Annotated in this window: 21 protein-coding genes and 2 tRNA genes; 7 read left to right on the top strand and 16 right to left on the bottom strand. The window is 71.7% G+C overall.

Annotated features, from left to right (window positions below; genetic code table 11):
* Positions 1 to 167 precede the first annotated feature (167 nt).
* Positions 168 to 1,043 (top strand): hypothetical protein, encoded by an 876-nt coding sequence (locus ACZ3YO_RS25430; RefSeq protein WP_465573327.1) that lies wholly within the window; start codon positions 168 to 170, stop codon positions 1,041 to 1,043.
* 193 nt (positions 1,044 to 1,236) lie between these two features.
* Positions 1,237 to 2,034: a hypothetical protein gene (locus ACZ3YO_RS25425; RefSeq protein WP_396323163.1), complete on the top strand. Its 798-nt coding sequence runs from the start codon at positions 1,237 to 1,239 to the stop codon at positions 2,032 to 2,034.
* A 97-nt stretch (positions 2,035 to 2,131) separates the two neighbouring features.
* Here ACZ3YO_RS25425 and clpX read toward each other — a convergent pair whose 3' ends face one another.
* The 6 genes from clpX to ACZ3YO_RS25395 all read right to left on the bottom strand — a co-directional run bounded on the left by clpX (position 2,132) and on the right by ACZ3YO_RS25395 (position 8,602).
* Complete coding sequence (gene clpX / locus ACZ3YO_RS25420) at positions 2,132 to 3,421, bottom strand: ATP-dependent Clp protease ATP-binding subunit ClpX (RefSeq protein WP_030309676.1); 1,290 nt, start codon at positions 3,419 to 3,421, stop codon at positions 2,132 to 2,134.
* A gap of 251 nt (positions 3,422 to 3,672) precedes the next feature.
* Positions 3,673 to 4,335, bottom strand: a complete 663-nt coding sequence (locus ACZ3YO_RS25415) for an ATP-dependent Clp protease proteolytic subunit (RefSeq protein ID WP_327676905.1) — start codon at positions 4,333 to 4,335, stop codon at positions 3,673 to 3,675.
* Between the two features lie 59 nt (positions 4,336 to 4,394).
* Positions 4,395 to 5,012 carry an ATP-dependent Clp protease proteolytic subunit gene (locus tag ACZ3YO_RS25410; protein WP_305067940.1) on the bottom strand — a complete coding sequence of 206 codons (618 nt, stop codon included), beginning with the start codon at positions 5,010 to 5,012 and terminating at the stop codon, positions 4,395 to 4,397.
* 278 nt (positions 5,013 to 5,290) lie between these two features.
* A complete protein-coding gene (gene tig, locus ACZ3YO_RS25405; RefSeq protein ID WP_405365813.1) occupies positions 5,291 to 6,694 on the bottom strand; it encodes a trigger factor in 1,404 nt (467 codons plus the stop codon).
* 254 nt (positions 6,695 to 6,948) lie between these two features.
* Positions 6,949 to 8,409: an MDR family MFS transporter gene (locus ACZ3YO_RS25400; protein WP_465573322.1), complete on the bottom strand. Its 1,461-nt coding sequence runs from the start codon at positions 8,407 to 8,409 to the stop codon at positions 6,949 to 6,951.
* Positions 8,410 to 8,528: 119 nt separating this feature from the next.
* Positions 8,529 to 8,602 (bottom strand) — tRNA-Pro (locus ACZ3YO_RS25395).
* A 144-nt stretch (positions 8,603 to 8,746) separates the two neighbouring features.
* Here ACZ3YO_RS25395 and ACZ3YO_RS25390 point away from each other — a divergent pair.
* A tRNA-Gly gene (locus ACZ3YO_RS25390) sits at positions 8,747 to 8,820 on the top strand.
* Between the two features lie 83 nt (positions 8,821 to 8,903).
* On the opposite strand, the gene ACZ3YO_RS25385 is transcribed toward ACZ3YO_RS25390, so the two are convergent.
* The gene (locus ACZ3YO_RS25385; protein ID WP_465573319.1) at positions 8,904 to 9,443 is read right to left on the bottom strand and encodes a DUF6197 family protein; all 540 of its coding nucleotides are present in this window, start codon (positions 9,441 to 9,443) and stop codon (positions 8,904 to 8,906) included.
* A 202-nt stretch (positions 9,444 to 9,645) separates the two neighbouring features.
* On the opposite strand from ACZ3YO_RS25385, the gene ACZ3YO_RS25380 reads away from it, so the two are divergent.
* The gene (locus tag ACZ3YO_RS25380; RefSeq protein ID WP_465573316.1) at positions 9,646 to 10,437 is read left to right on the top strand and encodes a DUF6348 family protein; all 792 of its coding nucleotides are present in this window, start codon (positions 9,646 to 9,648) and stop codon (positions 10,435 to 10,437) included.
* Between the two features lie 51 nt (positions 10,438 to 10,488).
* On the opposite strand, the gene ACZ3YO_RS25375 is transcribed toward ACZ3YO_RS25380, so the two are convergent.
* From ACZ3YO_RS25375 to ACZ3YO_RS25360, 4 genes are all read right to left on the bottom strand, one after another.
* On the bottom strand, positions 10,489 to 10,683 hold the full coding sequence (locus ACZ3YO_RS25375) for a hypothetical protein (RefSeq protein WP_380326353.1): 195 nt from the start codon (positions 10,681 to 10,683) through the stop codon (positions 10,489 to 10,491).
* A 504-nt stretch (positions 10,684 to 11,187) separates the two neighbouring features.
* Positions 11,188 to 12,417, bottom strand: coding sequence for a PP2C family protein-serine/threonine phosphatase (locus ACZ3YO_RS25370; protein WP_465573313.1), 1,230 nt, complete (start codon positions 12,415 to 12,417; stop codon positions 11,188 to 11,190).
* A gap of 314 nt (positions 12,418 to 12,731) precedes the next feature.
* Complete coding sequence (locus ACZ3YO_RS25365) at positions 12,732 to 13,220, bottom strand: ribose-5-phosphate isomerase (RefSeq protein ID WP_465548707.1); 489 nt, start codon at positions 13,218 to 13,220, stop codon at positions 12,732 to 12,734.
* Positions 13,221 to 13,275: 55 nt separating this feature from the next.
* The gene (locus ACZ3YO_RS25360) at positions 13,276 to 13,890 is read right to left on the bottom strand and encodes a biotin transporter BioY (protein ID WP_465573310.1); all 615 of its coding nucleotides are present in this window, start codon (positions 13,888 to 13,890) and stop codon (positions 13,276 to 13,278) included.
* Positions 13,891 to 14,160: 270 nt separating this feature from the next.
* On the opposite strand from ACZ3YO_RS25360, the gene ACZ3YO_RS25355 reads away from it, so the two are divergent.
* A complete protein-coding gene (locus ACZ3YO_RS25355) occupies positions 14,161 to 15,579 on the top strand; it encodes an amino acid permease (protein WP_465573307.1) in 1,419 nt (472 codons plus the stop codon).
* A gap of 93 nt (positions 15,580 to 15,672) precedes the next feature.
* On the opposite strand, the gene ACZ3YO_RS25350 is transcribed toward ACZ3YO_RS25355, so the two are convergent.
* Positions 15,673 to 16,305 carry a mycothiol-dependent nitroreductase Rv2466c family protein gene (locus ACZ3YO_RS25350; protein ID WP_465573304.1) on the bottom strand — a complete coding sequence of 211 codons (633 nt, stop codon included), beginning with the start codon at positions 16,303 to 16,305 and terminating at the stop codon, positions 15,673 to 15,675.
* A 233-nt stretch (positions 16,306 to 16,538) separates the two neighbouring features.
* Here ACZ3YO_RS25350 and pepN point away from each other — a divergent pair, with 233 nt between their 5' ends.
* Positions 16,539 to 19,124, top strand: a complete 2,586-nt coding sequence (pepN, locus tag ACZ3YO_RS25345; protein WP_465573301.1) for an aminopeptidase N — start codon at positions 16,539 to 16,541, stop codon at positions 19,122 to 19,124.
* A gap of 180 nt (positions 19,125 to 19,304) precedes the next feature.
* Here the strand turns inward: pepN and ACZ3YO_RS25340 are convergent, their stop codons facing one another.
* The 4 genes from ACZ3YO_RS25340 to ACZ3YO_RS25325 all read right to left on the bottom strand — a co-directional run bounded on the left by ACZ3YO_RS25340 (position 19,305) and on the right by ACZ3YO_RS25325 (position 25,024).
* Positions 19,305 to 20,609 (bottom strand): glycoside hydrolase family 18 protein, encoded by a 1,305-nt coding sequence (locus ACZ3YO_RS25340; protein WP_465573298.1) that lies wholly within the window; start codon positions 20,607 to 20,609, stop codon positions 19,305 to 19,307.
* A 147-nt stretch (positions 20,610 to 20,756) separates the two neighbouring features.
* Positions 20,757 to 23,402, bottom strand: coding sequence for an aconitate hydratase AcnA (gene acnA / locus ACZ3YO_RS25335; RefSeq protein WP_465573296.1), 2,646 nt, complete (start codon positions 23,400 to 23,402; stop codon positions 20,757 to 20,759).
* A gap of 253 nt (positions 23,403 to 23,655) precedes the next feature.
* The gene (locus ACZ3YO_RS25330) at positions 23,656 to 23,832 is read right to left on the bottom strand and encodes a hypothetical protein (RefSeq protein ID WP_465573293.1); all 177 of its coding nucleotides are present in this window, start codon (positions 23,830 to 23,832) and stop codon (positions 23,656 to 23,658) included.
* Between the two features lie 157 nt (positions 23,833 to 23,989).
* Entirely contained in the window at positions 23,990 to 25,024 is a 1,035-nt protein-coding gene (locus ACZ3YO_RS25325; protein ID WP_465573290.1) for a hypothetical protein, read from the bottom strand.
* A gap of 30 nt (positions 25,025 to 25,054) precedes the next feature.
* Between ACZ3YO_RS25325 and ACZ3YO_RS25320 the strand changes: the two genes are divergently transcribed.
* Positions 25,055 to 25,414 (top strand): hypothetical protein, encoded by a 360-nt coding sequence (locus ACZ3YO_RS25320; RefSeq protein ID WP_465554809.1) that lies wholly within the window; start codon positions 25,055 to 25,057, stop codon positions 25,412 to 25,414.
* Positions 25,415 to 25,479 lie beyond the last annotated feature (65 nt).

Below are 25,479 nucleotides of genomic sequence, written 5' to 3'. Positions count from 1 at the left end.
GACCTGGGTTACGAACCGCTTTCGGTCCGCGCGCTGCGCGCGTCCGGTCCGGACGGCCGTCGGCCCGGTGCGGTAGCGTGCCCGCACACTCGTCCGGTCCTTCGTACGGACACGGACGACTCCAGATCGCGACAGGCCGCAGGTGCGGCGGGGGAGCACAGAGGCAGATGTACGGCCAGGGTCAGCAGTATCCGCAGGGTCAGCCGCAGCAGCCCTACGGGGCACAGCCGCCGTACGGGGCGCCGCAGCCGCAGCCGCCGTACGGGGCGCAGCCCCCCTATGGCGCGCCGCAGCCGCAGTACGGCTACCCGCAGCAGGGCGCCCCCGCTCCGCAGTACGGCGCGCCCCAGCCGCAGTACGGCGCCCCGCAGCCGCCCTACGGGGTGCCGCCGCAGCAGGCCCCGTACGGCCAGCCGGGCTACCCGGTGGCGCCTGCGCCGAAGAAGGGCAAGGGCGGGCTGGTCGTCGGCCTGGTGATCGGCGCCCTGGTGCTGGGCGGTGGCGGCTTCGGCCTCTACAAGCTGCTCGGCGGGGACTCCGGCGGCAAGTACAAGATCACCGCCGCGCAGTCGCTGCCGGACGGCTACACCCAGAAGTCGGCCAAGGAGCAGGCGGCCGACCCGAGCAAGGCCGAGACGTCCAAGCTCGGCTCCGACCTGAACGTGCTGGTCGCCAGCTACGCCAAGGGCTCCGACGCGCTGGACACGATCAGCGTGATCGGCGTCTACGGCAACCTCAGCGACCCCGACAAGATCATCGAGGACTCCAAGAAGCCCAGCGAGGGCGGCAGCTGGGCCACCCCGCTGACGGACTTCCCGGCCCAGGACAGCCACAACTCCTCCGGGAAGCTCTCCTGCGGCGTCTTCAGCGTGCTCGGCGGCAAGTCCCAGTCCACCGTCTGCGTCTGGGCCGACAAGTCGACCACGGCCCGGGTCACCTTCTTCAAGTCCAGCCTCAGCGGCGCCGCTTCGACGCCGCTCACCCCGGCCCAGGCCGCCGACAAGACGCGGGCGATCCGTTCCGCGATGGTCGTCGCCAAGTAGCCGGCGCCACCGTCACACCCGCGCGCGGTCGTCACACCCGCGCCACCGTCACACCCGCGCGCCACCGTCACACCCGCGCCACCGTCACGCCCACGCGGCCGCCGCGACTGCCGCCCCGTCCCGGGCGGGAGTGCGCCGCGGCCGCAGGTCGGCTCCCGTCCGTCCCGTCCGTCCCGCCCCAGAAAGGGCCATCGTGACCGAGCAGAACCCCTACGGCACCCCGCCGCCGCCCGCCGGCCAGCCGTACGACGGCGCGCCCGTGCCGCCCCAGCAGCCCGGCTACGGGGCGACGCCCCCGCCGCCCGCCGCCGCACCCTACGGTGCCGTGCCGCCGCAGGGCCCGCCGCCCGGCGGCCAGCCCGGCCTCCCGGGGTACGGCGCCTACGCCCCGGTGCCGCCGCGCAAGTCCCGTAAGACGCTCTGGATCCTGCTCAGCGTCTTCGCCGTGCTGCTGGCGCTGATCGGCGGCGCCGTCGCGTACTTCGTCTTCGACGTGACGTCCAACGCGGGCACCCAGAAGATCGTCCTGCCGGCCAAGTTCAAGGACCTCTCCAAGGACGACGACAACGAGATCGCCCGGAAGATGGAGGAGGAGATCACCTCCGAGTTCGGCAAGGGCGACGGCGCCTGGCACCCGACCGGCGTGAGCGCCGTCTATCTGGACCCGTCGGACGACCCGAAGCTCATCGTGGTCGGCGGCTACGGCAAGGTGCTGCTGCCCAAGCAGGAGCTGGACGCCATGTTCAAGGGCTTCTCGGCCGGTGGCCCGACCGTCAGCAACCGGCACGCGGTCGACGCCGGCCCCAAGGGCGGCACCATGGAGTGCGCCAAGGCCACCCAGGAGGGCACCGACCTGGGCATCTGCGCCTGGGCCGACAACAGCAGCCTGATCCTGATGATGCAGGCGCCCGAGGAGGGCAAGCAGCCGGACCTCGACAAGCTGGCCGCCGACGCCCGCGACCTGCGCGCCGCCTCCGAGGTGCCGAAGTAAGTCCGGCGGCACCCCGTGGAACAGCGAAGGGCCCCCGGAGACCGTGGTCTCCGGGGGCCCTGTCACATGCGCACCGACGCCGGGGGCGCCGGCCGGGTCAGGCGCTCTTCTCGCGCCGCTCCCGCTTGATCATGTCCCGCGGGACGAGCGTGGGGATAGCGTGCTTGGAGACGACGTCTCCGGTGACCACCACGCGGGCGACGTCCTGGCGCGAGGGCACCTCGTACATCACGGACATCAGCACCTCCTCCATGATGGCCCGCAGGCCACGCGCGCCGGTGCCGCGCAGGATCGCCTGGTCGGCGATGGCCTCCAGCGCGTCGCGGGAGAACTCCAGCTCCACGCCGTCCAGTTCGAAGAGCTTGCGGTACTGCTTGACCAGCGCGTTCTTCGGCTCGGTGAGGATCTGCAGCAGCGCCTCGCGGTCCAGGTTGTGCACGCTGGTGATCACCGGGAGACGGCCGATGAACTCCGGGATCATGCCGAACTTGACCAGGTCCTCCGGCATCACCTGACGGAAGTGGTCGCTGGCGTCCAGCTCCCGCTTGGAGCGGATGTTGGCGCCGAAGCCGATGCCCTTGGCACCCGCGCGGCCCTCGATGATCCGCTCCAGGCCCGCGAACGCGCCGCCCACGATGAACAGCACGTTGGTGGTGTCGATCTGGATGAACTCCTGGTGCGGGTGCTTGCGGCCCCCCTGCGGCGGCACCGAGGCGGTGGTGCCCTCCAGGATCTTCAGCAGCGCCTGCTGCACGCCCTCGCCCGAGACGTCGCGCGTGATCGACGGGTTCTCGCTCTTGCGGGCGACCTTGTCGATCTCGTCGATGTAGATGATCCCGGTCTCGGCCTTCTTGACGTCGTAGTCGGCCGCCTGGATCAGCTTGAGCAGGATGTTCTCGACGTCCTCGCCGACGTACCCGGCCTCGGTGAGCGCGGTGGCGTCGGCGATCGCGAACGGCACGTTCAGCATCCGGGCCAGCGTCTGCGCCAGCAGCGTCTTGCCGGAGCCGGTCGGCCCGAGCAGCAGGATGTTGGACTTCGCCAGCTCGATGGCGTCCTCACGGCCGTTGCCGCCGCTGCGGCCCGCCTCGCCGGCCTGCACGCGCTTGTAGTGGTTGTAGACGGCCACCGACAGCGCCTTCTTGGCGAGGTCCTGGCCGACCACGTACTGGTCCAGGAACTCGTAGATCTCGCGCGGCTTCGGGAGCTCCTCGAAGCGCACCTCGGAGGTCTCGGCGAGCTCCTCCTCGATGATCTCGTTGCACAGGTCGATGCACTCGTCGCAGATGTACACGCCTGGGCCGGCGATCAGCTTCTTCACCTGCTTCTGCGACTTGCCGCAGAACGAGCACTTGAGCAGGTCGCCACCGTCTCCGATGCGTGCCACGAGGTGCTTCCCCTTCGCCAGGGGCCCCGCGGGGGTTCCGGGGCCTGGTGCTGTGGACCGTCAACGCCGACGGCGATCGGTCTCGCTATCCGACGGTACTCTGCCGGGCCCCTGATTCCGTCCTCTTCGCCAGGTCTGCCCTACGCCCTGGGCGAATTGATACCGAACAGATGCCGTCGCCGGTTCCGCCGATGTGCCGGGGGCGGGGCGCGCAACGGCGTGCGCGCCCCGCCCCCGGCAGGGTGCCGACCTCAGGAGGTCAGCGAGGCCTTGCGGGTGGAGATGACCAGGTCGACGAGACCGTACTCGACGGCCTCCTCGGCCGTCAGGATCTTGTCGCGCTCGATGTCGTCGCGGACCTGCTCGACGGACTTGTTCGAGTGCTTGGAGAGCATCTCCTCCAGCTGCTCGCGCATCCGGAAGATCTCCCTGGCCTGGATCTCCAGGTCGGACACCTGACCGCGGCCGGTCTCGGTGTACGGCTGGTGGATCAGGATACGGGCGTTCGGCAGCGCCATCCGCTTGCCGGGGGTGCCGGCGGCGAGCAGCACGGCCGCGGCGGAGGCCGCCTGGCCCATGCAGACCGTGGTGATGTCCGGCTTCACGTACTGCATGGTGTCGTAGATGGCCGTCAGGGCCGTGAACGAGCCGCCGGGCGAGTTGATGTACATCTGGATCTCGCGGTCCGGGTCCATGGACTCCAGGCAGAGCAGCTGGGCCATGATGTCGTTCGCGGAGACGTCGTCCACCTGCGAGCCGAGGAAGATGATGCGCTCCTCGAACAGCTTGGCGTACGGGTCGTACTCGCGGATGCCCTGCGAGGTGCGCTCGACGAAGCGCGGGACGATGTAGCGGCCCTCGGCACGCATGTCCTCGACGCGTGCCTTGGCGCTGGACAGGCTGGGGATGTTCATGGGGGTTCTAGTCCTCCGGAGCGATGGGGCTGTGGTCTCGTGGGATCCGGGGCCGAGGCTCAGGCGCCCGTGCCGCCGCCGCCCGGAACGTCCGCGGCGCTGTGCATGATCGCGTCGATCAGGCCGTACTCCAGGGCCTCCTCGGGCGTGAACCAGCGGTCGCGGTCGGAGTCCGCGGTGATCTGCTCGAAGGACTGGCCGCTGTGGAAGGCGATCAGCTCGGACATCCGCTTCTTGGTGCGGAGCAGCTGCTCGGCCTGGATGCGGATGTCGGTGGCCGAGCCGCCGAGACCGGCGGACGGCTGGTGCATGAGGATGTTGGCGTTCGGCAGCGAGAAGCGCTTGCCCTTGGCGCCGGCGGTCAGCAGGAACTGGCCCATCGAGGCGGCCATGCCCATCGCGATGGTGACGACGTCGTTCTTGATGTACTGCATGGTGTCGTAGATCGCCATGCCGGCCGAGATCGAGCCGCCCGGGGAGTTGATGTAAAGGAAGATGTCCTTGTCCGGGTCCGCGGCCAGCAGGAGCAGCTGGGCGGTGATCTTGTTGGCGATGTCGTCGTCGACCTGCTGGCCGAGGAAGATGATCCGCTCGTTGAGCAGCCGGTTGTAGACCTGGTCGCCCAGGCCGCCGAGCACGTCACCAGAGGCGGCGTGCGGCGCCATCGGGCCAGGCATCTGCATCTGCGGGAACGTCACTTAGCCACCTGCTCAGTCGATTTGGACGGTCGCTCCGCGGCCGTCACGGTGTCGCACAGCTTCCGGGTATCACGTCGTGATTGTTGCTGTCCATGGACCCTAACGCGCAGGCCGGGCCGCAGAATCCCTCACGCAGAACTGTTCGCTGTGAGCGCAGGGTTCGCGGCGGGCCCCGCCCGCGACCGCGGGGAACACGGCGGGCCCGGACACCGTGTACGGCGTCCGGGCCCGCTGCTGCGTCAGGGCGACCGGGGCGGTCAGGCCTCGGTCTTCTCCTCGGCCTCGGCCTCGGCGGCCGGGGCCTCGGCGGCGACGGTCTCGCCCGACTCGTCGGTCTCGTCGTCGTCGAAGTTGATCTCGTTGCCCTCGGTGTCGACGACCTTGGCGGCCTCGACCACGGTGGCCAGCGCCTTGCCGCGGGCGACCTCGCCGACCAGCAGCGGCACCTGGCCACCCTGGACGACCTGCTGCGCGAACTGGTCCGGGGTCAGGCCCGAGCCGGCGGCGCGGCGGATGAGGTGCTCGGTGAGCTCCTCCTGGTTAACACCCAGCTCCTCGTCGGCGACGATCTGGTCCAGGACGAACTGGGTCTTGATGCCCTTCTTCGCCTGCTCCTCGGTCTCCGCCAGGAACTCCTCCTCGGTCTTGCCCTGGGTCTCCAGGTACGTCGCGAGGTCGAGGCCCATCGGCTCCAGCTGGTGGTGCTCGAGGTTGTGCTTGCGGGTCTCGATCTCGTCCTTGAGGAGCTTCTCCGGGAACTCGATCTCGACCAGCGCCAGCAGCGCGTCGAGCACCTTCTCCTGGGCCTGGGTGGCCTGGTCGTACTCCTTCATGCGCTCGAGGCGCTTGCGGGAGTCGCCGCGCAGCTCCTCCAGGGTGTCGAACTCGCTGGCCAGCTGGGCGAACTCGTCGTCCAGCTCGGGCAGCTCCTTCTCCTGGACGGCGGTGACGGTGACGGTGACCTCGGAGGTCTTGCCCGCCTGGGTGCCACCCTTGAGCTCGGTGTCGAAGGTCGCGGTGCCACCGGCCTCCAGGCCGACGACGGCGTCGTCGATGCCGTCGATCAGACGGCCCGAGCCGATCTCGTAGCTGACGCCGGCGGCGGTGCCGTCCTCCGGCACCTCGCCGTCGACCTTGGCCTCGAGGTCGACGACCACGATGTCGCCGGCGGCCGCGGCGCGCTCGACGTCCTTGACCGAGGAGAAGCGCTCACGCAGCTGCTCCAGGGACTTGTCGACGTCCTCGTCGGTGACGACGATCGGGTCGACGGTGACCTCGATGGTCGAGAAGTCCGGGAGGGTGATCTCCGGGCGGATGTCCACCTCGGCGGTGAACTTCAGGTCACCACCGTCGGCGATCTTCTCGACACCCTCGATGTTGGTGATGTCGGGCTGTCCGAGAACCTCGATCTTGCCCTCGTCGACTGCCTGCGTGTAGAAGCGCGGGAGGGCGTCGTTGACGGCCTCCTCCAGCACGGCGCCACGACCGAAACGCTGGTCGATGACCCGGTTCGGGATCTTGCCCTTGCGGAAGCCCGGGACCGAGACCTGCTGGTTGATCTTCTTGTACGCCGCGTCGAGGCTGGGCTTGAGCTCCTCGAAGGGCACCTCGACGGTGAGTCGAACCCGGGTCGGGTTCAGAGTCTCGACGGCGCTCTTCACGGTTTGGTCTCCTATGGGCTTGCGGTCAGGTTGCCTCCGCCCTCCCCATGCCGCCGGCCGGGGCCGGTACGGGCGGGTCGGGCGAGACGGGCGATGGGCGGTTGGAGCTGCATCTCCCGTGGGGGGTGGACGGTGAGCGTGACTCCTCGCCCTCGTGCGGTTGACCTGGGTGGACGCCACAGGGACTACCGCCAGCGCCCCATCCTACCGGTACCACGAAAGGCGGATGCCAGGACGCCGCCGCCTGCGGCCGCTCAGGCCGCCCCGGCGGGCTCCGGGGCGGCCTCCGCGGACGGCTCCCCGGTACCCCCCGCCGGTACCGGGCGCATGGTGGCGGCGGCGTCGGAATCCCGTACCAGCAAGGCGATCGCGGCCGCCACGAGGGCCAGGACGGCCGCGGTGAGGAAGGCGGCGCGGTACGCGGTGAGGTTCGCCACGGGCGTACCCGAAGCGTTCACGGTGAGGGGTCCGACGGCGGTCAGCACGGTGCCGAGCACCGCGACGCCAAGCGCGGAGCCGAGCTGGCGCTGCGCGTTGTAGAGGGTGGAGGCGGCGCCGGTGGCGCGCGGGGTGATGGTGGCGAAGGCGGCGGTCTGCGAGGGCATGAAGACGTGCGACATCGCGTAGCCGGTGACGAACATGAGGGCCCGCACCGCCCAGAGGTTGCTGTCGGGCCCGATGGTGGCCATCAGGGCGAGGCAGCCGGCCACCACGGTGGCCCCGGCGACCAGGATCCGGCGCGGGCCGATCCGCGGGTAGAGGCGGGCCGCCACCTGGGAGGCGAGCATCACGCCGAGCGCCTCGGGGAACACCATGAGGCCGCTGTGCAGGGCGTCCATGCCGAGCGCGTCCTGCATCAGCAGCGGGAAGAGGTAGAGCATGCCGAGGAAGGCGGCGCCGGAGAAGAGCGAGAGCAGGTTGGTGGTGCGGAAGATGCGGTCCCGGAAGAGCCGCAGGTCGAGCATCGGTTCGGGGCGGCGCAGCTCGACCACGACCAGGACTGCCAGCGCGAGCAGGCCGCCGAGCGCCGAGGCCAGGATCCGCGCGCTCCCCCAGCCCTCCGACGCGCCCTCGGAGAGCGCGTACATCGCGGCACCGAAGCCGGCCGCCGCGAGCAGGAACCCGGCCGCGTCGAACCGGCCGGCCCGCTCGGCGCGGTAGTCGGGCAGGAAGAGCAGGCCGAAGACCAGGGCGGCGATGCCGACCGGCACGTTGACGATGAAGACCCAGTGCCAGGACCAGCCGTCCACCAGCCAGCCCCCGAGCACCGGCCCGGCAGCGGGCGCGACCGCGGTGGGCAGCATCAGGACGCGGGTGGCCCGCATCCGCTCCTCCTGCGGGAAGGCGCGGAAGAGCATGGTCATCCCGACCGGGGTGAGCAGGCCGCCCGCCGCGCCCTGGAGGATGCGGTAGAGGGTGAGCGAGGTCATCGAGCCGGCCGCGCCGCAGAGCAGCGAGGCGACGGTGAAGAGGGTGAGGGCGGCGAGGAACACCCGGCGGGTGCCGTAGCGGTCCCCCAGCCAGCCGGAGAGCGGGACGAAGACGGCCAGGCTGACCAGGTAGCCGACGTTGATCACTCCGACCCCGGCGGGATCGGTGCCGAAATCGCGGCCGATCGCGGGCAGCGCCACGTTGACGATCGTGGTGTCCATGATCGACATGAACAGCGAGGCGACGAAGACGACTCCGACCGCGATCTTGGGGTTCATCCTCATCGGGGCTCCAGCTTTGGGTGAAAAATCAACCACCCACCATGCCGGACCCGCTCCGAAGATGCCAACGGAGCCCGGAGACGCCAACAGGGCCCCGCCGAGGACGAGACCCTGCCGCACTGTCGGGGTGACCGGATTCGAACCGACGGCCTTCCGCTCCCAAAGCGGACGCGCTACCAAACTGCGCCACACCCCGTGGTGCCGAGAGGAAGCGTACACGCCGGGCCCTGCCGGTTCGCCGACATATCCGAGGCCCTCACGACGAATCCGGTGTGCACGGAGCCGACCGGACCAGGTACGCTGTTCCCGACCTTCCGTCCGGCAACGGCCGGGGGATCACGCGGGCGTAGCTCAATGGTAGAGCCCTAGTCTTCCAAACTAGTCACGCGAGTTCGATTCTCGTCGCCCGCTCCAACCGTCCGGCCCCGGAGAGACGTCACCGTCCCTCCGGGGCCGTTCGCTTTCCGGGAGACACCCCTCGACGGACCGTCAGCCGGTCAGAGGCCGAGCCGTCCGGCCCGGGCGGCGGCCCGGTCGAGCAGGCGGTGGACGTCGGCCTGGCGGGTGGTCGGGCGGTCGTTGTACTCGTCCGGGGAGTTCGCCGGGCGGCCGGTGGCGTGCAGCACCTCCATCAGCTGGACCCGCGCGGTACGGACCGTCAGCGGGGTCCCGTAGCCGTGTGCGAGGACGGCGGCCTGGGCGCCGAGCAGGCAGACCCGGCCGGCCTGGTCCCACATCGCGCCCTGCAGCCAGCCGTGGGCGCCGATGTAGCGGGAGGCGAGCCGCAGGTGGTCGGCGGCGGTGACGGGCACCGGGCGGGCCGGGCGGCGCAGCGCCCGGTCCAGCAGGGTGGCCTGGGGCAGCGGGTGGCCGGCGTGCCAGGGCTGCAGGGTGGAGCCGTGCAGCGGGACGTACGGGACCGGCGTGCGCGCCGGGGCGGGCAGCGAGGCGAGGTAGGCCTCGATCTCGGCGACCAGGCCGGAGCCGTCCGGGGTGAGGAGCAGTGGCGGAGGGGGCGTCAGGTCGGTGAGGGGCATGCGGTTCTCCAGGCGGTGGCCTACGGTTGCCGCTACCCAAACTGGGGCATTCAGGACATTCTCGCGACCGGAGAGGCCGGGGGCCCGGCTCCGGGGCGGTTTCCCGGCAGGGCTCCGGGCCGATAGCCTCGGCGGCGTTCGAGCGCAGTTTCGAGAACACTGCGAGCCGAGGCGGCTGCGAGCCCTAGGTGGAGGAGTACCCGTGCGTCCCCAGGACCGACTGGCCGTCATACAGCGCTGTGTGGTCCAGGAGATGGCGCGCTTCGGGCAGGTGTTCACGGTTGACGGCGAGGTGGTGCGCGGCCCGGGCACGACGGCGGTGGCCGTCCGCGAGCACCCCGGCCAGGACGGCGCCGGCCACGTCGACCTGGGCTACGTCCTCCAGCTCGGCCGCGCGGACGCGCCGGTGGTGTGGGACTGCGCGGCCGGCCTCGGCAAGACCGAGGAGGAGAAGCTCGCCAACGCGGTGCGGATGTGGGCGACCACCACGGCCTCGGCGCTGGTCGAACAGGAGCAGGGCCGGGGTGAGCACGGCGACCACGCCGACCACCCGGAACTTCCGGGCTGGCACGCCGTCCAGGGGCCGGCGGCGGTGTTCGGCTTCGGCAACGAGAGGCTGGCCGGCTGGCTCGCGGAGCACCGGGTGCTGCCCGCGCTCGCGCCCGCGCTGCTGCCGGACCTGGCCGGGGGCGGGCCGAACGGGGTGAAGCTGTTCCTCGGCGGCAAGGCGGGGGACGACGTCGCCGAGGTCCGGGTCAACGGCGAGGTGTCGGAGGCCGCCTCGGCGGCGCTGCGCGCGCTGGACTGGCCGCGTGGCGAACGCCTCTGCTGGGCCCGGCTGTTCGTGCTGCTGACGGCCCGCGGGACGACGCTGCGGCCCGCCACGCCGACGGGCGCCGCGGCGCCCGCGGCGGTCCGGGCGCCGGCCGTGGCGGCGGCGCGGCCCCGGGGGCTGTTCGGGCGCTGGCGGCAGGCCAGACGGGCCGACCGGTGACAGCCGGCTTCCGCCGCACCCGCCCCGGGCCCCGGACGAGGCCCCCGGGGGTCAACTGGCGATGCTGGAGATGCTCTTGGCGATCTGGGTCAGGAAGTCCTGGATCGGCTTGGCGGCCGTGCTCTGGTTGAGCATGAAGCCGAACAGGGCGGCCAGGATGAAGTGCCCGGTCTTCAGCTGCTTGTTGCGGATGAAGATGAAGCAGATGATGCCGAACAGGACCAGCGCGGAGACGGAGAGTGCCACCCGGACTCACTTCCTCGTTTCATAGCGGGGTGCCAGCGCCTGACAGCCCCTGCGAAGCCGGACCCCGGTCTGTCCGACGGTCCCGAGGCGGAACAGCAGTTCGTCCGGCCTGTCCCGGCCGGAGGGAGAGCCCGCTGCGGCCGCACGGTGCCCGTCGTGCCGCACGTGACGCCCCCCATCCCCCGAATCCTGACCAGTCCCGCCCGGACTCAGTGTGGTCGACCGTGCCGGTTGCGTAAAGGTCTGGCCGTCAGCCGAACGCCGATATCCTGCGATGCGAGACGAGTTTCCGCCGACCGAGACCATAGCCGAGACGTTCTGACGAATCGTCGGCGGGGCCGCGCTGAGCGGCGGGGAAACGCCCGGCGGGCGGGAGCGGAAGCGGCAGGTCCGGTCCGGTGACGGCAGGTCCGAAATGGCCGAAGATCAGCTCCCCGGCTTGACAGCACCTGCCCGCGGCATGTGCCGGGGCGGAAGCGGCCCGTCAGGACGGCCGGCGGGTGGTCAGTCGCGCCAGAGCAGCAGCACCGCGCGGTCGTCGTTGATGTCCCGGGCGACCGTCTCGATCAGCCGGGAGGCCGCGCCGACGCCGGCGCCGGGGCCCGCGCCGGGGACCAGCCGGTCGGCCTCGCCCATCAGCCGGTCCATGCCCTCGGAGAGGTCCCGGCCGGGGGCCTCGACCATGCCGTCGGTGCAGAGCAGCAGGACGTCGCCGCGGTTCAGCCGGCCGCGCACGCCCTCGAACTTGGCGCCGTCGTAGATGCCGAGCGCCGCGCCCTCCGAGGCCTCCTTCATCTCCCAGCGCCCGGCGCCGGCCAGCCGCTGCATGCCCGGCAGGTGGCCGGCCGAGAGCAGCTCGTACTCGCCGGTGTCCAGGTCGAGCACCAGGTGGACGGCGGTCGCGAAGCCCTCCTCCCAGGACTGCCGGAGCAGGTAGCCGTTGGCGGCGGGCAGGAAGTCGTGCGCGGGCAGCGAGCCGAGCAGGCCGCCGAAGGCCCCGGAGAGCAGCAGGGCCCGGGAGCCGGCGTCCATGCCCTTGCCGGAGACGTCCGCGAGGACCACCTCCAGCACCCGCTGGCCGGGGCCGGTCCGGGCGGCGACCACGAAGTCACCGGAGAAGGACTGCCCGCCGGCCGGGCGCAGCGCCATGTCGGCGTGCCAGCCGTCCGGCAGCCGGGGGACGCGGCTCTGCACCCGCAGCCGCTCGCGCAGGTCGAAGAGCATGGTCGAGCCGCCCCACCAGGGGACGCCGACCCGGCTGCGGAACTGGGCCAGCAGCAGGCCGCCGACCCCGGCCGCGCCGACCACCAGGGCGGCGCCGGGGGTGACGCCGTAGGTGTAGGCGTCCGGGTCGGCGCTGGCGACCCGCTGGCCGGTGTGGATCACGGACTCGGCGGAGAGGCCGAGCGCGGCCAGCGCGTACAGCACCACCAGGCTGCCCGGGCGCAGCAGCAGCGCGGCGGCCAGGATCGGCAGGACCAGCGAGGTGGGCGGGGCCCAGGCGGGGATCCAGATGTTGAGCAGGATCAGCAGTGGGACGAGCAGGGCGAGCGCGCAGAGCACCGGCCAGTCGGCGGCGCCGCCGCGGAAGTAGTCGACCCCGGCCGTGCGCAGCCTTCGGCGGACCCGGCGGATCCTCTTGCGCAACCGGGCCGTCACGGGGTCGGACGCCGTGGCGGCGCCGGGCCTCGTCGCAGTCGTCTGGGGCGGTGTGCCCGGCGCTCTGCCAGCCATGGGGACCGACCATATCCACGGTTGCGGCCCGGCGTCGACGGCTCGGGCACGGGCGGCGCCGCCGTGGCGCGGGCGCGTCAGCGGGTTTCGGCCGATTGCGGCGGGCACCGCCCGCTGCGTCAGGAAGCCTGTGCCGGTTGGGCGTACGAACCACGCGGGCGGCGCATGCGCCCCGCACACAGGGCGGTTCGTACGCCGGTCGGACGGGGCGGGCGCTGTGGCCGATCACACAGGGGCGCACGCCCGCACAGACGCGCCGGCCGGCCGCGCTGCGGGAGCGCGGCCGGCCGGCGGGAGGGTTCGACGGAGGTGGCTCAGCCCTGCTGCGGGTGGTGGGCCGGGATCGGCGGGAGCTCGCCGGTGGTCTCGTACTCGCTCAGCATGGCGATCCGGCGGGTGTGCCGCTCGTCGCCGCTGTACGGGGTGCTGAGGAAGATCTCCACGAACTTGGTGGCCTCCTCCTCGGTGTGCATCCGGCCGCCGATGGAGATCACGTTGGCGTTGTTGTGCTCGCGGCCGAGCGAGGCGGTCTGCTCGCTCCAGGCCAGCGCGGCACGCACGCCCTTGACCTTGTTGGCGGCGATCGCCTCGCCGTTGCCCGAACCGCCGATCACGACGCCCAGCGCCTCCGGGTCGGCGGCGGTGCGCTCGGCGGCCCGCAGGCAGAACGGCGGGTAGTCGTCGAGGGCGTCGTAGATGTGCGGACCGCAGTCGACCGGCTCGTGGCCGGCCCCCTTCAGCCACTCCACGAGGTGGTTCTTCAGTTCGTATCCGGCATGGTCGGAGCCCAGGTAGACGCGCATGCCACGAGTGTGGCATGCGCGGTCACCCGGGCCGTGCAGGGGGCAGCGCCCGCCTTCAGCGGCGGCCGAGGAGCTTCCAGGCGAGCGGCAGGGCGCCGGCCGCGAGGGCCGCCTTCAGGGCGTCGCCGACCAGGTACGGGTAGAGGCCCAGCTCGGCCGCGCGGGCCAGCGGGACGTCCAGCGAGAAGGCGAGGTAGGGCACGCCGACGGCGTAGATGGCGAGGCTGCCGAGAACCATGGTGACGGCGGTGTTCGCCGGGGTGCGGTCGGCGCCGCGTCGGGCCAATGCGCCGGTCAGGGCGGCCGCCACGACGAAGCCGAGCACGTAACCGAGCGACGGCATCGACCAGCCGGAGGTGCCCTCGGCGAACCAGGGCAGGCCCGCCATACCGGCCAGCAGGTAGAGGCCGAGCGAGGCGACGCCGCGGCGGGCCCCGAGCGCGGTGCCGACCAGCAGGGCGGCGAAGGTCTGGCCGGTGACCGGGACGGGCGAGCCGGGGACGTTCACCGAGAGCTGGGCGGCCAGGCCGGTGAGCGCGGCGCCGCCGGCCACCAGGGCGAGGTCGCGGGCCTGGGCGCCGAGCCGGGTGGAAGCGGCGGGCAGCAGGTCGGCGAGGACGCCGCGGCCCAGTGTCGGGGTGCTGGCGGTCGGGGTGCTGGCAGTGGCCATCGGGGATTCCTCTGATGATCAGGTGAGTGAACACCTGTGAACCTACGCGGTGATCGCCGCCGGCACCGCCGGGGAACCGGACAAAGCCCGGAAGTCGCTCCTTGTCGGGTCCGACCCACCGAGAGCGACGGAACGTGAGGGTTCCGGCCATTCTCCGTCACGATCCGGTCCGCATTCTGGGCCCGGGCCGGACATTCTTGGCACGGGCAACCGCGTCCCCGGATATTGGGCAACTCGCACCGCCATCCGAACAGTCTGGATCCCCACCCCATGGCCCGTACCTCCGCGCCCCCGGCGCCCGGGACGACCTCCCCCGCCGACACCCCCGCCGACGGCGGCCGGCAGCTCTCGCACGGCCTCAAGCAGCGCCACCTCTCGATGATCGCGCTCGGCGGGGTCATCGGCGCCGGTCTCTTCGTCGGCTCCGGGGCGGGCATCGCGGCGGCCGGACCCGCCATCATCCTGGCGTTCACCCTGTCCGGCCTGCTGGTCATGCTGATCATGCGGATGCTCGGCGAGATGTCGGCCGCCCGCCCGGCCTCCGGCTCGTTCTCGGTCCACGCCGAGAAGGAGATCGGCACCTGGGCCGGGATCACCGCCGGCTGGATGTACTGGGTGATGCTCTGCTGCGGCGTCGCCGCCGAGGCCACCGCCGCCGGGAAGATCGTCAACGGCTGGGTCCCCGGCGTCTCCGCCTGGGTCTGGGTCGGCCTCTTCATGGTCTTCTTCTGCGCCAGCAACCTGACCGCGGTGAAGAACTTCGGCGAGTTCGAGTTCTGGTTCGCCGCGATCAAGGTCGCCGCGATCATCGCCTTCCTGGTGCTCGGCTCGCTCGGCGTGGCCGGGGTGCTCGGCGACGGCTCCCCCGGCACCACCAACCTCACCGGCCAGGGCGGTTTCCTGCCCACCGGCGTCAGCGGACTGATCGTCGGCCTGCTCGCCTCGGTCTTCGCCTACGGCGGCCTGGAGACCGTGACCATCGCCGCCGCCGAGTCCGACGACCCCAAGCGCAACGTCGCCAACGCGGTGCGCACCGCGGTCTGGCGGATCGCGATCTTCTACATCGGCTCGATGGCCCTGGTCGTCACCCTGGTCTCCTGGAAGGACCCGTCGGTCGTCGAGAACGGCCCGTACGTGACGGTCCTCCAGCACCTGGGCGTGCCCGGTGCCGGCACCATCATGGAGACCGTGGTGCTGATCGCCCTGCTCTCCGCGATGAACGCCAACATCTACGGCTCCTCCCGGATGGCGTACTCGCTGGTCTCCCGCGGCCAGGGGCCCAAGGCACTGGCCAAGGTCAGCGGCGGGGTGCCGCGGGCGGCCGTGCTGGCCTCCTGCCTGTTCGGCTTCGGCGCGGTGCTGGCCTCCAAGTTCTGGCCGGACACCGTCTTCACCTGGCTGATGAACACCACCGGCGTCGCCATCCTGGTGGTCTGGTTCTTCATCTGCGTCGTCCAGCTGAAGATGCGCCGCCGGCTGGAGCGCGAGGCGCCCGAGCTGCTCACCGTCCGGATGTGGGGCTACCCCTACCTGACCTGGATCGCGATGGCCGCCGTGGCCGGCATCCTCGCGCTGATGACCACCACCGAGGGCAACCGGCAGCAGCTGTACGCGGCCGGCGTGCTGGTCGCCCTGCTCATCGGCGCGGGCCTGCTCAAGCAGCGCCGGGACGCCGCGCGCACCGCGTAGCGCACGCGGGAGGGCCCGGTACCGCCGAAGCGGTACCGGGCCCTCCCGTTCGCGCGGAGCCGCGCGGTCTTCCCGCGGACCCGCGCCGCGTCACTACTCGAAGGACGGGCCGGCGGTGCGGGTGCGCTTGATCTCGTAGAAGCCCGGGGTGGAGGCGACCAGCAGGGTGCCGTCCCAGAGGCGGGCGGCGGCCTCGCCGCGCGGCGTCGGGGTGACCACCGGGCCGAAGAACGCGACCTGCTCGCCGTCCGCGCCCTCGACGGCGATCACCGGGGTGCCGACGTCCTCGCCGACCAGGGTGATCCCCTCCTTGTGGGACAGGCGCAGGGCCTCGTCGTACACGTCCGTGCCGGCCGCGTCGGCCAGCTCGGCCGACAGGCCGGCGGCGACCAGCGCCGCCTCGATCGTCTCGCGGTTCTGCGGCAGGCCCTGGTTGTGGAACCGGGTGCCCAGCTCGGTGTAGAGCCGGCCGAGCACCTCGTCGCCGTGCTTCTCGGCGGCGGCGATGCAGACCCGGACCGCGCCCCAGGCGTTGTCCAGCAGCGTGCGGTAGTGCTCCGGCAGGTCGCGGCCCTCGTTCAGCACCGACAGGCTCATCACGTGCCACCGCACGTCCACCGGGCGCACCTGCTGGACCTCGATCAGCCAGCGGGACGTCATCCAGGCCCACGGGCAGGCCGGGTCGAACCAGAAGTCGGCGGTCTTGCGGTCAGCGGCAGTCGTCACAGCGGTGGTCTTCCTCGGAGGTGGGGCGGCAGAGAGAGGGGGCGGTGCCCCGCACGGGGCTCCCCCGCTCCCAACATCCACTCGGCGCCGCTGATTCCGGGCCCACACCGCGACTTGTGCAATGGTACCGGCGCAAAGGGCGTGAAAGGATGCCCCCGCAGCACTACAGCGCAGCACCTGACCGCAGCAGCGAAGACCGCACCACCGTGCGTGCCGGACAAAGGAGTACCGCCGTGCCGGGCAAGAACCTGAGCCGCGACGAAGCCCAGCAGCGGGCCAGCATCCTGGCCGTGGACAGCTACCAGGTCCGGCTGGACGTGACCTCGGCCCCCGACCCGGCGGCCGCCACGTTCCGCTCCACCACCACCCTCGCCTTCCGCTGCGCGGAGCCCGGCGCCTCGACCTTCCTCGACCTGCTGGCCCCCGCCGTCCGCTCGGTCACCCTGAACGGGCGCGCGCTCGACCCGGCCGCCGCGTTCGACGGCGCCCGCGTCCACGTCGACGGCCTCGCCGCGGAGAACGTCCTCGTGGTCGAGGCCGACTGCGCGTACAGCCGCACCGGCGAGGGCCTGCACCGCTTCACCGACCCGGTCGACGGCGAGACCTACCTCTACACCCACTACGAGCCGGCCGACGCCCGCCGGGTGTTCGCCACCTTCGAGCAGCCCGACCTGAAGGCGCCGTTCTCCTTCACCGTCACCGCTCCCGCCGCCTGGGACGTCCGCTCCAACGCCGTCCACGAGAGCGTGACCGAGGACGGCAGCGGCGACGACGCCGCGCGCACCTGGCAGTTCGCGCCGACGCAGCCGATCTCCACCTACCTCACCGCCGTCGTGGCCGGCCCGTACCACGTGGCCCGCGACCACTACAGCCGCGCCCTCGCCGACGGCACCGTGCTGGAGATCCCGCTCTCCGCGCTCTGCCGCAAGTCGCTCGCCCCCTACTTCGACGCGGACGAGATCCTCGGCGTCACCAAGGCCGGGCTCGACTTCTTCCACGAGGTGTTCGACTACCCGTACCCGTTCGGCAAGTACGACCAGGCGTTCGTCCCCGAGTACAACATCGGCGCGATGGAGAACCCGGGCTGCGTGACCTTCCGCGAGGAGTTCGTCTTCCGCTCGAAGGTCACCGAGGCCGCCTACGAGGGCCGGGCCAACGTCATCCTGCACGAGATGGCGCACATGTGGTTCGGCGACCTGGTCACCATGCGCTGGTGGGACGACCTCTGGTTGAAGGAGTCCTTCGCCGACTTCATGGGCTCCTACGGCCTGATCGGCGCCCGCACCCGCTACTCCTCGGCCTGGATCACCTTCGCCAACCAGCGCAAGGCCTGGGCCTACCGGCAGGACCAGTTCCCCACCACCCACCCGATCACCGCCGACATCCGGGACCTGGAGGACGCCAAGCTCAACTTCGACGGCATCACCTACGCCAAGGGCGCCTCGGTGCTCAAGCAGCTGGTGGCGTACGTCGGTTCGGAGGCCTTCTTCGAGGGCGCCCGCCGCTACTTCAAGCAGCACGCCTTCGGCAACACCGAACTGGGCGACCTGCTGGGCATCCTGGAGGAGACCAGCGGCCGCGACCTCACCGCCTGGGCCGCCGCCTGGCTGCAGACCGCCGGCGTCAACGCGCTCACCCCGCAGGTCACCGTCGACGCCGAGGGCCGGATCACCGAACTCGCCGTCCTCCAGGACGCCGGCAACGGCAACGTCCTGCGCCCGCACCGGATCGCGGTCGGCCTCTACGACCGGGACGCCGACGGCGCACTGGTGCGCACCGACCGGATCGAGCTGGACGTCACCGGCGCCCGCACCGTCGTCACCGGGGCCGCCGGCCGCGCCCGGCCCGCCCTGGTGCTGCTCAACGACGACGACCTGACGTACTGCAAGATCCGTTTCGACGGCGAGTCGCTGGAGACCCTGCGCACCGGCCTCGGCGACATCCGGGACGACCTGGCCCGGGCACTCGCCTGGTCCGCCGTCTGGAACCTGACCCGGGACGGCCTGATGCCGGCCCGCGACTACGTCGCCCTGGTGCTGCGCTTCGCCGGCCAGGAGTCCAACATCGGCGTGCTGCAGTCGCTGCACACCCAGGCCAAGAGCGCCGTCGACCTGTACGCCGCGCCGGCCTGGCGCGGCGAGGGCGGCCGGCTGCTGGCCGACGGCGCACTGCGCGAGCTGCGCGACGCCGCCCCCGGCAGCGACCACCAGCTGGCCTGGGCGCGTTTCCTGGCGCAGACCGCCAACGGCTCCGAGCACCTCGGCCTGGTCCGCGGCCTGCTCGCCGGCACCGCCCGGATCGACGGCCTGGACGTCGACCAGGAGCTGCGCTGGTCGCTCTGGCTGACGCTGGCCGCGGCCGGCCAGGCCTCCGACGAGGAGCTGGCCGGGGAGCTGACGGCCGACAACACCGCCAGCGGCAGGCGCCAGTACACCCAGTGCCTGGCCGCCCGGCCGACCCCGGAGGCCAAGGCCGCCGCCTGGTCCGCCGTGATCGACTCGGACGAGCTGCCCAACGCCCTGGTCGAGGCGAACATCGCCGGCTTCGCCCTGCCCGCGCACCGCGACCTGACCGCGCTGTACGCGGCGCCGTACTTCAAGCTGCTGGAGCGGGTCTGGTCCGAGCGGACCATCGAGATCGCGATGCGGATCGTCGGCGGCTTCTTCCCGCACGCCCAGATCAGCGAGGCGACGCTGGCCGAGGCGGACGCCTGGCTGAGCGGCCACCCGGACGCGGCGCCCGCGCTGCGCCGGCTGGTGCTGGAGCGCCGGGACGACCTGGCGCGGGCGCTGCGGGCGCAGGCCTGCGACGGGATCTGACGCCCCTGCGGAGCAGAACGGCCGGGGCCCGCCGCGATCACTCGCGGCGGGCCCCGGCCGTTTCTCCGGCCCGCGTTCCTTCGGTGTGCGCGCCTGCGGTGGGCGCGCCTTCAGCGGTGTGCGCGCCTGCGGTGGGCGCGCCTTCAGCAGTGCACGCGCCTTCGGTGGGCGCGCCTGCCGTCAGCCGCGCTGGAGGCCGCGGTCGATGGCGGCGACCATCGTGCCCTTGGCGTCGTCGCCGTCCAGCGCCCAGACCATCACGCCGCCCAGGTCGTTCCGCCGGGCGTAGCGGGCCTTCTGGGTGACCACCTCGGGGGTGTCGTAGCTCCAGAAGGTGGTGCCGTCGTACTTCCAGCTCGCGCCGTGGTCGCGGTCGGTGTGGACCGTGCCGGGCTGCGCGGCGACCTCCTTGTAGGTGAGGTCGGCGGTCGCGGCGCCGGCCGGCTGGTACAGGCCGTTCCGGTCGCCGGCCGGCACGCCCGTCCAGCCGTGGGCGTAGAACGGCACGCCGAGCACGAGCTGCTCGGAGGGCAGGCCGCGCTCGATGTAGTGCTCGACGGCCGTGTCCGCGCTGCGCCGGCGCGGCTCCGGGTCGGTCGGGTCGGAGTAGAGGTTGGCGTGGTGGTTGGTCGGGCCCTTGCCCTCCCACGGACCGTGCAGGTCGTAGGTCATCAGGTTGAGGAAGTCGACCGAGCGGGACAGCTGCGGCAGCTCCAGCCGGTCCGCGACGGTCTCGTTGGCGGCCACGGCCGCGGTCAGCAGGTAGTGCGGGCCCCTGCGGCCGCTCAGCTGGTCCAGCTGGCGGCGGAACTCCTGCATCAGCAGGGTGTAGTTGCGGCCGTCCTCGGGGCGCACGACGTTGCCGGCGTCACCGCCGCCGCCCGGGTACTCCCAGTCGATGTCGATGCCGTCGAAGACGCCCGCGCCCGCGCCGGTGCCGCCCTCGGAGGAGCCGGCGAGCTTCGGCAGGTTGCCCTTGATGTACAGGTCGATGCAGGAGGAGACGAACTTCCGGCGGGAGGCGTCGGTGGCGGCCGCGTCCGAGAAGTACTTGGACCAGCTCCAGCCGCCGAGTGAGATGACCGCCTTCAGCTGCGGGTTCTTCGCCTTGAGCTTGCGCAGCTGGTTGAAGTTGCCCTTGAGCTTCTGGCCGGCGGTGTCGGCCACGCCGTCCACCGACTGCTCGGCCCCGTACGGGCGCTGGTAGTCGCTCAGGGCGTCGCCCAGGCCGGCGTCATTGGTCTCGAAGCAGGTGCCGTCGGCGGAGACGTTGCCGAAGGCGTAGTTGATGACGGTGAGCTTTCCGGCCTGGCCGGACTCCTGCACCCGCTTCGCGGAGCTGTCGGCGCCCCACTGGGTGAAGTAGCCGACCCGCTGCCCCTTCAGCTTCGGACCGTGGCCGTGGTCGTGGGCGGACGCCGTGGGGGCGGCGATCGCGGAGGCCACCGTGACGGCGGCGAGGAGGGCGGCGGTACGACTGAGCATGCGCATACGAGAAGACCCGTGGCTTTCTCTGAGTCAGCATCAAGTGGTCTGGACCAAGCTGAGACAGAGGTTTAGTCCATTTGGTCTGGACATACAAGAGGCCGGACCGCGTGGACGCGGTCCGGCCTCTTGGCGCTACTGCTCGGCTCAGCCGATCAGGCTGCGCAGCACGTACTGCAGGATGCCGCCGTTGCGGTAGTAGTCCGCCTCACCGGGGGTGTCGATGCGCACGACCGCGTCGAACTCGACATCGCCGGCCTTGACCTTGACGGTCGCCGGGGTGCGGCCCTCGTTGAGCTCGGTCACACCGGTGAAGGAGAAGGTCTCCTCGCCGGTCAGGCCGAGGGACTCGGCGTTCTGGCCCTCCGGGAACTGCAGCGGAAGGACGCCCATGCCGATCAGGTTCGAGCGGTGGATGCGCTCGTAGGACTCGGCGATGACGGCCTTGACGCCCAGCAGCGCGGTGCCCTTGGCGGCCCAGTCGCGGGACGAGCCGGAGCCGTACTCCTTGCCGGCCAGGACGACCAGCGGGATGCCGGCGGCCTGGTAGTTCTGCGAGGCGTCGTAGATGAACGACACCGGCGCGTCGGCCTGGGTGAAGTCGCGGGTGTAGCCGCCCTCGGTGCCCGGCGCGATCTGGTTGCGCAGGCGGATGTTGGCGAAGGTGCCGCGGATCATCACCTCGTGGTTGCCACGGCGCGAACCGTACGAGTTGAAGTCGCGCTTCTCGACACCGTTGGCGGTCAGGTACTGCGCCGCCGGGGTGCCCGGCTTGATGTTGCCGGCCGGGGAGATGTGGTCGGTGGTGACCGAGTCGCCCAGCTTGGCCAGGACGCGGGCGCCGGCGATGTCGGTCACCGGGCTCGGGGTCTTGGCCATGCCCTCGAAGTACGGGGGCTTGCGGACGTAGGTGGACTCGGCGTCCCACTCGAAGGTGTTGCCGGTCGGGACCGGGAGCGACTGCCAGCGGTGGTCACCGGCGAAGACGTCCTGGTAGCCCTTGTCGAACATGGCCTCGTCGATGGAGCCGGCGACGACCTCGGCGACCTCCTTCTCCGACGGCCAGATGTCGGCGAGGAAGACGTCGTTGCCGTCGGCGTCCTGACCCAGGGCGTCCTTGGTGATGTCGACGTTCATGTTGCCGGCGAGGGCGTAGGCGACCACCAGCGGCGGGGAGGCCAGGTAGTTCATCTTGACGTCGGGGTTGATCCGGCCCTCGAAGTTGCGGTTGCCGGAGAGCACCGAGACGACGGCCAGGTCGGCCTCGTTGACGGCGGCCGAGACCTCCTCGGGCAGCGGGCCCGAGTTGCCGATGCAGGTGACGCAGCCGTAGCCGACCAGGTTGAAGCCCAGCTTCTCCATGTACGGGAGCAGGCCGGCCTTCTCGTAGTAGTCCATGACGACCTTGGAGCCCGGCGCCAGGGTGGTCTTGACCCAGGGCTTGACGTGCAGGCCCTTCTCCACGGCCTTCTTCGCCAGCAGGGCGGCGCCCAGCATGACGGAGGGGTTGGAGGTGTTGGTGCAGGAGGTGATCGAGGCGATCACGACCGCGCCGTTGTCGATCTGGTAGCTCGAACCGTCGGGGGCGGTGACGGTGGTCGGCTTCGAGGCCTCGGCCGAGTAGGTCGGCAGCGCCTCGGCGAACCTCTCGGCGGCCTCGGCCAGGATCACGCGGTCCTGCGGGCGCTTCGGGCCGGAGATCGACGGGACGACGGTGGAGACGTCCAGCTCGAGGTACTCGGAGTAGACCGGCTCGACCGACGGGTCGTGCCAGAGGCCCTGCTCCTTGGCGTACGCCTCGACCAGGGCGAGCTGCTGCGCGTCGCGGCCGGTGAGCTTCAGGTAGCTGATGGTCTCGGCGTCGATCGGGAAGATCGCACAGGTCGAGCCGAACTCCGGCGACATGTTGCCGATGGTGGCGCGGTTGGCCAGCGGGATCGCGGTGACGCCCTCGCCGTAGAACTCGACGAACTTGCCGACCACGCCGTGCTTGCGCAGCATCTCGGTGATGGTGAGCACCAGGTCGGTGGCGGTGGTGCCGGCCGGCAGCTGGCCGTTGAGCTTGAAGCCGACCACGCGCGGGATCAGCATGGAGACCGGCTGGCCCAGCATCGCGGCCTCGGCCTCGATGCCGCCGACGCCCCAGCCCAGCACGCCCAGGCCGTTGACCATGGTGGTGTGCGAGTCGGTGCCGACGCAGGTGTCCGGGTAGGCCTGGCCGCCACGGACCATGACCGTGCGGGCCAGGTGCTCGATGTTGACCTGGTGGACGATGCCGGTGCCCGGCGGGACGACCTTGAACTCGTCGAAGGCGGTCTGGCCCCAGCGCAGGAACTGGTAGCGCTCCTTGTTGCGGCCGTACTCGATCTCGACGTTCTGGACGAAGGCGTCCGGGGTGCCGAACTTGTCGGCGATGACGGAGTGGTCGATGACCAGCTCGGCCGGGGCCAGCGGGTTGATCTTGGCCGGGTCGCCGCCCAGCTCCTTGACGGCCTCACGCATGGTGGCGAGGTCGACCACGCACGGCACACCGGTGAAGTCCTGCATGATCACGCGGGCCGGGGTGAACTGGATCTCCTGGCTGGGCTGCGCGGTGGCGTCCCAGTTGCCGAGGGCGCGGATGTGGTCGGCGGTGATGTTCGCGCCGTCCTCCGTGCGGAGCAGGTTCTCCAGCAGCACCTTGAGGCTGTACGGCAGCCGCTCGGAACCCTCGACGGCGGAGAGCTTGAAGATCTCGTACGACTCGTCGCCCACCTGCAGCGAGCTGCGGGCGTCGAAGCTGTTCGCGGACACGACTGACTCCTTCTAGGTGCTTCGTGCGGTATCCGGCCGCCACGGTGGTAAGGTCAGCCTTACTTAGGCTTACCTTGCCCGCACCGCCGGTGAGCGCCTCTCGGCAAGTATCTTGATGTCGAGATATATCGTAAGGGGCAGTTATCTCGATGTCGAGATAAACCATAGTGCATGGCGCTGCGGACACCACCGCAGGCATGCCCCTCAGGACTGTCCTACCGCGTGTGACCGGCCCGGCGCTCGTCGGGGGGTCTCACCCCCCGCCGGGACCGCGCTTCTTGCGCTCCAGCCGGATCAGCCAGACGGCCCCCGCCACCACGGCGGCGGCCACCAGCAGCACGGCGATCAGACTGCCGTCGGAGCCGCTGGGCTCGGGGGCGATGTCGGCCAGCAGGGCGGTGGTGCCCGCGGTGATGGATGCGGTGGTCATCGGGTCTCCTCGGTCGGGTCGGTCGGTCGGGGTCGGGTCGGGGTCGGTGCTGTCGGGGTCGGGTCGGCGTCGGGGTCGGTGCTGTCGGGGTCGGGGTCGGGGTCGGTGCTGTCGGTGCTGCCGGAGTCAGCTCCGCCGGGCGGCGGGTCCGCCGGCGTCAGGTCTGCCCGGTCGGTGGGGCGGGCGGCTCGGCCCGGGTGCTCCCCAGACCGAGAACGAGCATCAGCAGCACCGGGAACTCCAGGTAGGCGTGGTAGCTGGCCAGCGCCGCGTACAGCGTCCGGCCCTGCGCGTAGTCCGCCGCGAACAACACCGCCAGCAGGCCGCCCGCCACCGCGCCCAGCAGCCAGGCCCGCGCGCCACGCAGCGCCGGCAGCCGCTGCTCGAACGCCCCGGTCGCGTCCGGCGCGTACCTCGGCAGGAACCAGACCCAGACCACGTAGTGCATCGACTGGAGGAAGGCGAAGACCGCCAGGAAGCGAAGCCCCACCCCGGGCGTCAGCCACCCCGGCGGGGTGTACGCCACCGTCAGCTTCGCCGTCCAGCCCGACCAGCCGGCCCCCGGCGACAGCCAGCCGTCCAGCGCCCCGGCCAGCAGCAGCACCGGCACCAGCACCACCCAGCCGCACTGCAGCACCAGGAACGCCGCCCGGCCCCGCACCAGCCGGCGCGACCACTCCCACAGGAACAGCAGCGGCACCACGTTGTGCAGATGCGCCAGCACCACGAAGTGGTACGCCGGGAACGCCAGCGAACCGGCCGTCGCCACCGCCAGCACCGCCCCGCTCCCGGCCAGCAGCAGCGGACGGCGGCGCAGCGCGAACCAGCAGGCCGCGGCCAGCAGCCCGTAAGCCAGCAGGATCTCCGCGTCCTGGGCGACCGGGTGCGGCACCAGCGAGGGAGGCACCAGGCGGCAGAACACGATGCCGGTCACCAGGACCAGCAGCAGCCGCAGCAACGGCCCTGCCAGTACGGCGGCGAACCGGCCGGCCACATAGCGCAGCTCCAGCACGTTGTGCAGCACCCCGAACGTGGCCAGGCCGAGCACCGCCAGCCCCGCGGGCGCGCGCAGCGCCAAGGCCAGCGCCAGCACCGCCGTCAGGGCGAACCCGGCCAGCGGCGCGGCTCCCAGCCGGACGGCCGGGCCGGCGACGGTCCGTGCGGCCGTCCCCTCCACGGTGGCGATGGCCACGCTCCCCCTCCTCGTGGCACGATCCGCGCCGTGCCCTATCCCCTGGCCCTCGCCCTCACCCTGCTGGTCGAGGTACCGCTGTACACCGCCGCCCTCACCCGGGCCGGCGGTGTCCGCCCGTCCCGTGCGGTGGCGGCCGCCGTCCTGGTCAACCTGGCGACGCACCCGCTGCTCTGGTGGTCCTTGAGCCACGGCTCCTGGTCCACCGGATCCGCCGCAGCGTACTGGACGGCCTTCGGGCTGGGCGAAGCCGCGGTCTGCGCGGTCGAGGCGGCGCTGCTGCGGCCGCTCGCCGGGCTGAGCCTGCGCGGGCCGCTGCCCTGGGCGGCCGCCGGGACGGCCAACGCGGCCTCGGTGCTGGCGGGGCTGCTCGTCGCCGCGGCGTCGTAGGCCGCGGCTTTCTCCTCGGGGCCGTGGACCGACGCCCCCACGGCGTCGTAGACCGCGGGTCCCCC

The organism is Kitasatospora sp. NPDC022785 (genome assembly GCF_055561295.1).
This window is presented reverse-complemented; position numbering and strand designations above follow the sequence as displayed.